At 70.9% G+C, this 10,108-nt stretch carries 7 protein-coding genes; 1 reads left to right on the top strand and 6 read right to left on the bottom strand.

Annotated elements, in window-relative coordinates:
* Positions 1-125: 125 nt before the first annotated feature.
* The 6 genes from ABZW10_RS15720 to ABZW10_RS15695 all read right to left on the bottom strand — a co-directional run bounded on the left by ABZW10_RS15720 (position 126) and on the right by ABZW10_RS15695 (position 6,912).
* Positions 126-842: an ABC transporter ATP-binding protein gene (locus ABZW10_RS15720; RefSeq protein ID WP_355364829.1), complete on the bottom strand. Its 717-nt coding sequence runs from the start codon at positions 840-842 to the stop codon at positions 126-128.
* The gene (locus ABZW10_RS15715; RefSeq protein ID WP_355364826.1) at positions 839-1,693 is read right to left on the bottom strand and encodes an ABC transporter ATP-binding protein; all 855 of its coding nucleotides are present in this window, start codon (positions 1,691-1,693) and stop codon (positions 839-841) included. Before ABZW10_RS15715 ends, ABZW10_RS15720 begins: the two co-directional genes overlap by 4 nt.
* Positions 1,694-1,699: 6 nt before the next feature.
* The gene (locus ABZW10_RS15710; protein ID WP_355364856.1) at positions 1,700-3,631 is read right to left on the bottom strand and encodes a branched-chain amino acid ABC transporter permease; all 1,932 of its coding nucleotides are present in this window, start codon (positions 3,629-3,631) and stop codon (positions 1,700-1,702) included.
* Positions 3,632-3,636: 5 nt separating this feature from the next.
* Positions 3,637-4,566, bottom strand: coding sequence for a branched-chain amino acid ABC transporter permease (locus ABZW10_RS15705; protein WP_355364823.1), 930 nt, complete (start codon positions 4,564-4,566; stop codon positions 3,637-3,639).
* A 158-nt stretch (positions 4,567-4,724) separates the two neighbouring features.
* Positions 4,725-5,954 (bottom strand): branched-chain amino acid ABC transporter substrate-binding protein, encoded by a 1,230-nt coding sequence (locus ABZW10_RS15700; protein ID WP_355364820.1) that lies wholly within the window; start codon positions 5,952-5,954, stop codon positions 4,725-4,727.
* A 544-nt stretch (positions 5,955-6,498) separates the two neighbouring features.
* Positions 6,499-6,912, bottom strand: coding sequence for a hotdog fold thioesterase (locus ABZW10_RS15695; RefSeq protein ID WP_355364853.1), 414 nt, complete (start codon positions 6,910-6,912; stop codon positions 6,499-6,501).
* Positions 6,913-7,297: 385 nt separating this feature from the next.
* Between ABZW10_RS15695 and polA the strand changes: the two genes are divergently transcribed.
* Complete coding sequence (polA, locus tag ABZW10_RS15690) at positions 7,298-9,979, top strand: DNA polymerase I (protein WP_355364850.1); 2,682 nt, start codon at positions 7,298-7,300, stop codon at positions 9,977-9,979.
* Positions 9,980-10,108: the final 129 nt, after the last annotated feature.

Genomic DNA, 10,108 nt, shown 5'->3' with positions numbered 1-10,108 from the left:
GGGCCCGCACCCGCACCAGCCACTTCGCAGCACTTCGCCCCGCCGACCACAAGGTCGACGGGGCGAAACAGAGCCCGAATTAGCCAACAGCATCCACGCGTGCCGGGCCCTTCGTCGTGGCGGGGTCAGTCCTCGCCGAGGTAGGCCTTGCGCACCGACTCGTCGTGCAGCAGGTCGGCGCCGGTGCCCTGGAGGACGATGGTGCCGGTCTCCATGACGTAGCCGCGGTCGGAGAGGGAGAGCGCGGCCTGGGCGTTCTGTTCGACCAGCAGGATGGTGGTGCCGTCGGCCTTGAGTTCGACGATGGTCGCCATGATCTTCTGCATCATCAGCGGAGAGAGGCCCATCGAGGGCTCGTCGAGCATCAGCAGCTTGGGCCGGGACATCAGGGCCCGTCCCATGGCGAGCATCTGCTGCTCGCCGCCGGAGAGCGTGCCGGCGGCCTGCTTGCGGCGTTCGCCGAGGATGGGGAAGAGGCCGTAGGCGCGTTCGACGTCCTTGGTGACGGCGTCGGTGTCGCTGCGCAGGAAGGCGCCGAGGAGGAGGTTCTCCTCGATGGTCATGCGCGGGAAGATGTGCCGGCCCTCGGGGGAGTGGGCGAGGCCGAGGGCGACGATCTTGTGGGCGGGGACGGCGGTGAGGTCCTGCCCGTCGAAGGTGATGCTGCCGGCGGTGGGCTTGAGCAGGCCGGAGAGGGTGCGCAGGGTGGTGGTCTTGCCGGCGCCGTTGGTGCCGATCAGGGTGGTGACCTCGCCCTGGTTGACGGTGAAGCTGATGCCCTTGACGGCCTCGATCTTGCCGTAGGCGACGCGGAGGTCCTGGACGTCGAGGAGTGCGGTCACTGGTCGGTCTCCGTAACGGGGGCGGTGCCGGGCGCGGTGCCTTCGAGCGGGGCGCCGAGGTAGGCGGTGATGACGCGTTCGTCGTTCTGGACGGTCTCGCGGTCGCCCTCGACGATCTTCCGGCCCTGGACGAGCACGGCGGTGCGGTCGCAGAGGTTGAAGATGAACCGCATGTCGTGCTCGATGACGAGGACGGAGACGCCCCGGTCGCGGATGGCGAAGACGAGTTCCTCGGCGGCGCGGGTCTCCTGCGGGTTCATGCCGGCGGTGGGCTCGTCGAGCAGCAGCAGGCCGGGGTCGGAGGCGAGGGCGCGGGCGATCTCCAGCTTGCGCTGCTCGCCGTAGGGGAGGTTGCGGGCGAGGTGGTCGGCCTTGCCGGCGAGGCCGGTGAACTCCAGGAGTTCCATGGCCTTGTCGCGGCTCTCGGCCTCGGAGCGGTGGAAGCCGCGGCCGCGCAGGACGGCGGAGAGCAGGCCCTGGCGCATCCGGCTGTGCCGGCCGACCTGGACGTTCTCCAGGACGGTCATGTTGGCGAAGAGCCGGATGTTCTGGAAGGTGCGGGCGATGCCGGCCTGGGTGACGAGGTGGGGTTTGGGCGGCAGGACGGTGCCCTGGTAGGTGACGGTGCCCTCGGTGGGGACGTAGAGGCCGGTGAGGCAGTTGAAGAAGGTGGTCTTGCCGGCGCCGTTGGGGCCGATCAGGCCGATGATCTCGCCGCGGCCGACGGTGAGCGAGACGTCGTTGACGGCGGTGAGGCCGCCGAAGCGCATGGTGACGCCGGAGACGTCGAGCAGGGGGCCGTCGGTGCCGGCCGAGGGGGCGGCGGGTGCGGGGGCGTTGGTGGTGGTCATCGGGGGTCACGCCCCTGCCTTGGTGAGGGCGACGCCGTCGCCGGTGGGCTGCGCGGGGATGGCGGCCTCGTGGAACTCCAGCTGCCGGCGCCGGTTGGGGATGAGGCCCTCGGGGCGGACGCGCATGAGGACGATGAGGGCGATGCCGAAGGCGAGCAACTGGTAGTCGGCGAGGAATTCCAGCTTCTTCGGGATGAGGAAGAGGAGGGTGGCGCCGGCCAGCGGGCCGCTGATGGTGCCCATGCCGCCGAGGATGACGGCGGCGAGCAGGAAGGCGGAGTTGGGCGGGAGGGCTTCGGCGAAGGTGTACTGGTCGGGGGTGACGGTGTAGCTCACGTGGGCCTGGACGGTGCCGGCGAGGCCGGCGAGGCAGGCGCCGAGGGCGAAGGCGAGGAGCTTGAGGCGGAAGCCGTTGATGCCCATGGCCTCGGCGGCGGTCTCGTCCTCGCGGATGGCGACCCAGGCGCGGCCGATGCGGGAGTTGCCGACCCGGGCGAAGACCAGCACGACGAGGGCGGTGACGAGCAGCATCAGCAGGTAGTAGTTGGAGAACCGGCCGAGTTCGACGCCGAAGACCGTGGTGGGCTTGCCGAGGTCCCAGCCGAGGATCTGGAGGTCGGGGATCCGGGGGATGCCGTTGGAGCCGTTGGTGATCTTGGGGCCGGTGGTGCCGTTGAGGTTGAGCATGGTGATGCGGAAGATCTCGCCGAAGCCGAGGGTGACGATGGCGAGGTAGTCGCCGCGCAGGCGCAGGGTGGGGGCGCCGATGACGACGCCGAAGACCATGGAGACGACGGCGCCGGTGAGCACGGCGGCCCAGAACGGGAACTGGACGTGGATCGGCGAGGCGGGGGAGCCGGAGACCAGGGCGGCGCTGTAGGCGCCGACGCCGAGGAAGGCGACGTAGCCGAGGTCGAGCAGGCCGGCGAGGCCGACGACGATGTTCAGGCCGAGGGCGACGGTGGCGAAGATCAGGATGTTGGTGGCGACCGAGGTGTACTGGTCGCTGGTCTGGGTGAAGGGGAAGCTGGCGGCGGCGGCGAAGGCGGCGCCGGTGGTGACGGTCTGGTACTTGACGGTCAGCGCGCGCAGCCGGGCGAGCAGGCCGGAGCGGCCGAGTGCGGCGACCACGGAGGCGGCGAGCAGCAGGTAGCCGGTGAAGAGTTCGCCGTACTCGGTGTCGATGCCGAAGGTGATGGCGAACAGGCCGGCGGCGAAGGCGGCGACGATGAGGCCGACCTCGGCCCAGGAGGGCAGTTCGCGGGGGGCGGGCAGCGGGCGCTGGACGGTGCCGAGCCGCAGCCAGGTGTTGGCGAGGAGGCCGAGCTGGACGAGCAGCACGGCGCCGGCGGCGAGGGCGAGGCCGCCCGCGAGCGCGGTGAGGACGGGCGCGACCGGCTTGTCGTCGGGGATCGCGTGGGTGGCGAACCAGACGGCGGGGGCGATCGGGACGAGCAGGAAGAGCCGTCGGTCGAGGATGCGCAGCGGGACGGCGGTGCGGCGGTCGAGCGGCAGCCCGAGGGCGCCGGTGACGGCGAGCAGGGAGCCGGCGGCGAGGACCCAGCCGCCGGGTTCGAGGTTGGCGAGGCCGCCGAGGTCGCTCGCGATGGACAGGGCGGAGAACCAGCCGACGGCGAGGGCGCCGGTGGCGGCGAACAGGACGGCGTTGTGGCTGTGCCGGGGGGCGGCCCAGCGCAGGCCGGGCACGCCCTGGGTGGCGAGCAGCAGCAGGAGGGTGATCAGTCCGGCGGTGAGGGCGAGCCACTGGAGGCCGGCGGGGGAGCCGTAGTAGGTGAGGTCGCCGGGGTAGTCGGAGGTCCAGGTCCAGGCCGTCAGGGCGGAGCCGGTGACGGCGAGGGCGCCGGCGCCGGTGAGCAGGGCGGCGGTGCGGCCGGGGAGGGGGATGACCGGGGTGGTTTCGGTGCTGGTGGTGGTCATGGTGCTCACGCCCTGTCCGCGACGCGCTCGCCGAGCAGGCCCTGGGGCCGGACGAGCAGGACGACGATGAGGAGTACGAACGCCCAGACGTCCTTCCAGGCGCCGCCTCCGAAGAGGTGCATGCCGGGCAGGTGCTGGATGTAGCCGGTGGCGAGGGCCTCGGCGAGGCCGAGGGTGATGCCGCCGAGCATGGCGCCGTAGATGTTGCCGATGCCGCCGAGGACGGCGGCGGTGAAGGCCTTGAGGCCGAGCAGGAAGCCCATCCGGAAGTCGACCTGGCCGCTGCGCAGGCCGTAGGCGACGGCGGCGACGGCGGCGAAGGCGGCGCCGATGGCGAAGGCCATGACGATGATCCGGTCGGTGTCGATGCCCATGAGCTTGGCGGTGTCGGGGTCCTGGCTGGTGGCCTGCATGGCGCGGCCGGAGCGGGTGCGGGTGACGAACCAGCCGAGGGCGATCATGCAGAGGGGGGCGGCGATGATCAGGAAGAGGTCGCTGCGCTGGATGGCGACGGAGCCGATCTCGAAGGGGTCGCCGGGGATCTTCGGGAAGACCCGGGCCTTCTTGGCGTCGGGGTAGAAGGCGAAGACCAGCTGCTGCAGTGTGATGGACAGGCCGATCGCGGTGATCAGCGGGGCGAGCCGTGGTGCCGTGCGCAGGGGCCGGTAGGCGAAGCGTTCGGCGGCGACGGCGGTGAGGGTGGAGACCAGGATGCCGGCGACCAGCATCAGCGGTAGGGCCAGCCACAGGGTGGTGCCGCCGGGGAGGGCGAGGTAGGCGGTCAGGGCGCCGAAGCCGCCGACCATGACGATCTCGCCGTGGGCGAAGTTGATGAGCTGGACGATGCCGTAGACCATCGTGTAGCCGATCGCGACGAGCCCGTAGAGGGCGCCGAGGATCAGGCCGTTGGCCAGCTGCTGCGGTAGGTCGTGCACCGCTGGGCCTCCGTTGTGCGTGTGGGGTGTCCGTGGGTGGTGGATGCGGGTGCGCGGGGGCACTCGTGGTGCCCCCGCGCGTTCAACTCCGGTGTGCTGTGGTGCGCCTGACGTGGCGTCGGGTCGGGTCGGCGCCGTCGGGGTTCAGCCGCTGGGGGTCAGCCGGCGAAGGTGCCGGACTTCTCCACGGCCCACTTGCCGTCCTTGACGGTGTAGACGGTGAGCTGCTTGTTGGTGGTGTCGCCGAACTCGTCGAAGGAGACCTTGCCGGTGACGCCTTCGAAGGAGACCTTCTGGACGGCCTTGACGACGGCGGCGCGGGCGTCGGCGGGGAGCTTGTCCTTGTTGGCGGCGGCGACGGCCTTGACGCCCTGGATGATGGCCCAGGCGCTGTCGTAGGAGTAGCCGCCGTAGGTCTCGTAGGCGTCCTTGAAGCCGGCGGCCTTGTAGTCGGCGATGAACTTGGCCGCGGTGGGCAGCTGTTCGACGGGCAGGCCGACGGCGGTGGCGAGGTCGCCCTGGCCCTTGGGGTTGAGCTTGATGAAGTCGCCGCTCTGGATGCCGTCGCCGCCCATCAGCGGGACGGTGACGCCGGCGTCCTTGAGCTGGAGGGAGAGCGGGCCGGCCGCGGGGTACTCGCCGCCGTAGTAGACGGCGTCGGCGCCGGAGGACTTGACCTTGGTGACGACGGCGGCGAAGTCGCGGTCGTCGGGGTTGACGTGCTCCTCGCCGGCGATCTGGCCGCCGTTCTTGAGGAACTGGCCCTTGAAGGTGGCGGCGAGGCCGGCGCCGTAGGTCTTCTGGTCGTCGATGATGAAGACCTTGGTCTTCTTGGCGTCCTTGACCAGGTAGTCGGCGGCGAAGGGGCCCTGCACGGCGTCGGTGGTGGCGGTGCGGAAGTAGGTCTCGAACGGGCGGGCCTTGACGCCGCTGGCCCACTTCTCGCCCTGGCTGAGGGCGACGCCGGTGTTGGCGGGGGAGATCTGGACGAGCTTGGCGTCGTTGAAGATCTGCTGCATCGACTGCGCGACACTGGAGTTGAGCGGGCCGACGACGCCGATGACGTCCTTGTCGCCGACCAGCTGGGTGGCGTTCTGCTGGCCGGGGCCGGGCTTGCCGGTGTCGTCGAGGGCCTTGAGCTCGAACTTGATGCCGGGGACCTCGTGCTTCTCGTTGGCCTGCCGGATCGCGAGGTCCACGGAGTTGCGGATGCCGAGGCCGAGGGCGGAGAGGTCGCCGGTGAGCGGGGCGTCGACGCCGATGAAGACGGTGGTCTCCTTGCCCTTGGCGTCGTCCCCGGACTTCTTGTCGTCGCGGGAGCCGCATGCGGTGAGGGTGAGGGCGCCGATCACGGCAATGCTCACGACAACTGCTGAACGATGACGCACGAGGGTCCCCTTCGGTTCAGGAGGGCGCCGCGCCTGAACGGCGGGAGCCTGGATGCGCGATGGGTCTGGCCCATTCCGGATGGCGCGGTGACTGGCCGTGACTCTAGATGTCGGTCGGCGGCTCGGGCAGTGATGCGGCGAGGCTGTGATTCTCTTGTTATGAGCACACAGAGAAGCCGTCTCACTATGTGGTCGTTCTGGTTCGACCGATCCTTCGCTGCCAGGGGTTCTTTTCTCAACTCGCCCTATGTAAGGCGTAGAAGGGCAGGTGACTCCTGGCCTCGCCGGTAATCGGACGGTGGTGTTCATGGTGCTGGTGGCGGGCATGGATGTTCGAATATCGGACAGAGGCGGGTCCGGCGGACTGCTGTTCTCTGTTTCGGCCCCCGAAACTCTGAGTTGCTTGGATGTCCTACTTGTTACGCAGTGTTACATCGGCGAAAATGCCTGGACATGACACCGCCCCCTTGTCCAGACCAACGACTGCCCAGGGCGGTCGAAGGTCAAACAAGGGGGCGGGCAAGGGATTTGACGAAGAATCGGCTCAGAGGTCGCGCAGCATGCAGGTGAGGCGGCAGCTGGTGACCCGCTTGCCGGTGTCGTCGGTGATCGCGATCTCGTAGGTGGCGGCCGTGCGGCCCTTGAAGACCGCGGTCGCCACACCGGTGACCAGGCCGGAGGTGGCCGAGCGGTGGTGGGTGGCGTTCAGGTCCACGCCCACCGCGTACCGGCCCGGGCCGGCGTGCAGCATCGCGCCGACCGAGCCCAGCGTCTCGGCCAGCGCCGCCGAGGCGCCGCCGTGCAGCAGGCCGTACGGCTGCTGGTTGCCGTCCACCGGCATGGTGCCGACCACCCGGTCGCCGGAGGCCTCGACGATCCGGATGCCCAGCTTCTCGCCGAGCCGCCCGCCGGAGAAGGCGGCCGGGTCCACGCCGAGCCGGGCGAAGTGCTCCAGCATCTCCGGCGAGGCGTCGAGGAAGGGGGCCTGGACGCCGCCGTCGGGGGTCGCGCCGGGCGCCGCGCCGGAGGTGGCGGTGGCCGGGTCGGTGGCCGGGTCGGTCATGGGGGGCTCCTGCCGCTCGGGGGTCACGTCGTCGTGCTGCCTGTGATCGTACGACCGTCCTACTCGGCGGTAGAGATGGTGACGGGAGATGTCCGGTGTGGCGGCCGGGACACGAGCGCACCCGAGGGGCGTCCACCCCGGGCGTGCCCCTTTTGTCGGTGGCGGGCCCTAGGATCGGTGGCCGGTAGTGGAATCGGCAGGAACGGACGTTGACGTGGCTACGCAGAGTACGGACAAGGGCGCGGCGGGTGGCGGCGGAGCCGGGTCGCGGCCCCGCCTGATGCTGCTCGACGGGCACTCCATGGCCTACCGGGCGTTCTACGCACTGCCCGTGGAGAACTTCAACACCTCCACCGGCCAGCCCACCAACGCGGTGTACGGCTTCGCCTCGATGCTCGCCAACACCGTCCGGGACGAGGCGCCCACCCACCTCGCGGTCGCCTTCGACCTCTCCCGCCAGACCTTCCGCTCGGTCGAGTTCCCCGACTACAAGGCCAACCGGGCCAAGACCCCGGACGAGTTCCGCAGCCAGGTCGGCCTGATCGGCGAGCTGCTCGACGCCATGCACGTGCCGCGGCTGACCGCCGAGGGCTTCGAGGCCGACGACATCATCGCCACCCTGGCCACCGCCGCCGAGGCGGCCGGCTTCGACGTCGACATCGTCACCGGCGACCGCGACTCCCTGCAGCTGGTCACCGAGCACATCACCGTGCTCTACCCGACCAAGGGCGTCTCCGAGCTCACCCGCTACACCCCGGAGAAGGTCGCCGAGAAGTACGGCGTCACCCCCCGCCAGTACCCGGACCTCGCCGCGCTGCGCGGCGACCCGTCCGACAACCTGCCCGGCATCCCGGGCGTCGGCGAGAAGACCGCCGCCAAGTGGGTCAACCAGTTCGGCTCCTTCGACGAGCTGGTCGCCCGCGCCGACGAGGTCAAGGGCAAGATCGGCGAGAAGCTGCGCGAGCACCTCGACTCGGTCAAGCGCAACCGCGTCCTCACCGAGCTGGTCCGTGACGTCGAACTCCCGCTCGGCGTCGGCGACCTGGCCCGCGCGCCGTTCGACGCCCCGGCCGTCGGCGCGCTGATGGAGTCGCTGGAGTTCCGCAACGCCAACTTCCGCGACCGGGTCTTCGGCATCGACCCGGCCGCCGCCGAGCCGGAGGCCCCCGAGCTCGCCCCCGGCGTCGAGGTCGACGGCGAACTGCTCACCGACCCCGGCACCCTCGCCGCCTGGCTGCGCGAGCACGCCGGCGGGAAGTCCCCGGTCGCGCTGGCCGCCGTGTACCAGTGGGCGCTCGGCAGCGGCGAGGTCACCGAGGTCGCGCTGGCCGCGGGGGAGACGGCCGCCTGGTTCGACCCGGCGCTGCTCGCCGAGGAGGACGAGCGCGCCTTCGCCGACTGGCTGACCGACCCGGCCGCGCCTAAGGCCCTGCACATCGCCAAGCAGGTCATGCGCGCCTTCGCCGAGCGCGGCTGGACCGTCGAGGGCGTCGTCGCCGACACCGCGCTCGCCGCCTATCTGGAGAAGCCCGGCCGCCGCACCTTCACCCTGGAGGTGCTCGCCGAGGAGTACCTGGGCCGCTCGCTCGCCCCGGCCCCGGCCGCCGAGTCCGGCCAGCTCGCCTTCGACGCCCCGGAGGAGGACCCGGCCGCGCACGCCCAGGCGCTGATGCTCCAGGCCCGCGCCGTGCTCGACCTCGCCGCGCTCTTCGACACCCGCCTCTCCGAAGTCGGCGCCACCGAGCTGCTGCGCGATATGGAGCTGCCGATCGCCGCCCTGCTCGCCCGCATGGAGCGCACCGGCATCGCCGCCGACCGCGACTGGCTCACCGGCCTGGAGGCCCAGTTCGCCGCCGAGATCCAGCGCGTGGTGGAGGAGGCGCACGCCGCGGCCGGCCACGAGTTCAACCTCGGCTCGCCCAAGCAGCTCCAGGAGATCCTCTTCGGCGAGCTCGCCCTGCCGAAGACCAAGAAGATCAAGACCGGCTGGACCACCGACGCCGACGCGCTCACCTGGCTCGCCACCCAGACCGACAACGAGCTGCCGGTCATCCTGCTGCGCCACCGCGACCAGGCCAAGCTGCGCACCACCGTCGAGGGCCTGCTCAAGACCGTCTCCCCGGCCGGGCGCATCCACACCACCTTCAACCAGATGGTCGCCGCCACCGGCCGGCTCTCCTCGCAGGACCCCAACCTGCAGAACATCCCGGTCCGCACCGAGGAGGGCCGGATGATCCGCCGCGCCTTCGTCGTCGGCGAGGGCTACGAGTCGCTGCTCACCGCCGACTACTCGCAGATCGAGCTGCGGATCATGGCCCACCTCTCCGAGGACGAGGCGCTGACCGAGGCCTTCGCCAGCGGCGAGGACCTCCACACCACCGTCGCCTCCCAGGTCTTCGAGGTGCCGCGCGACGCCGTCGACGCCGAGATGCGCCGCAAGATCAAGGCGATGTCCTACGGCCTGGCCTACGGCCTCTCCGCGTACGGGCTCTCCCAGCAGCTCGGCATCAAGCCCGCCGAGGCCCAGGGCCTGATGGACACCTACTTCGAGCGGTTCGGCGGTGTGCGGGACTACCTGCACCGGGTCGTCGAGGAGGCCCGCGCCACCGGCTACACCGAGACCCTGCTCGGCCGCCGCCGCTACCTGCCGGACCTCAACAGCGACAACCGCCAGCGCCGCGAGATGGCCGAGCGGATGGCGCTCAACGCCCCGATCCAGGGCTCGGCCGCCGACATCGTCAAGATCGCCATGCTGAGGGTCGACGAGGCGCTGCGCACGGCCGGGCTCACCTCCCGGATGCTGCTCCAGGTGCACGACGAGATCGTGCTGGAGCTGGCGCCGGGCGAGCGCGGGCCGGTCGAGGCGATCGTCCGCGAGCAGATGGCCGGCGCCTACCCGCTGCGCGCCCCGCTGGACGTCTCGGTCGGCGTGGGCGCCGACTGGGAGGCCGCCGCGCACTGAGGCGCCGTCAGTGAACGCCTGCGGGCGTGGATCCGGCCGGATCCACGCCCGCAGGCGTTTTCACGGTGAACGGAAGGGCCGGTGCGCCGACGGGGGTTGAACCGGCGTCGGGGAACCTCTTCACTTGTC

Origin of the sequence: Kitasatospora sp. NPDC004723, from assembly GCF_040609255.1 — a bacterium.
Lineage (GTDB): Bacteria > Actinomycetota > Actinomycetes > Streptomycetales > Streptomycetaceae > Kitasatospora.
This window is presented reverse-complemented; position numbering and strand designations above follow the sequence as displayed.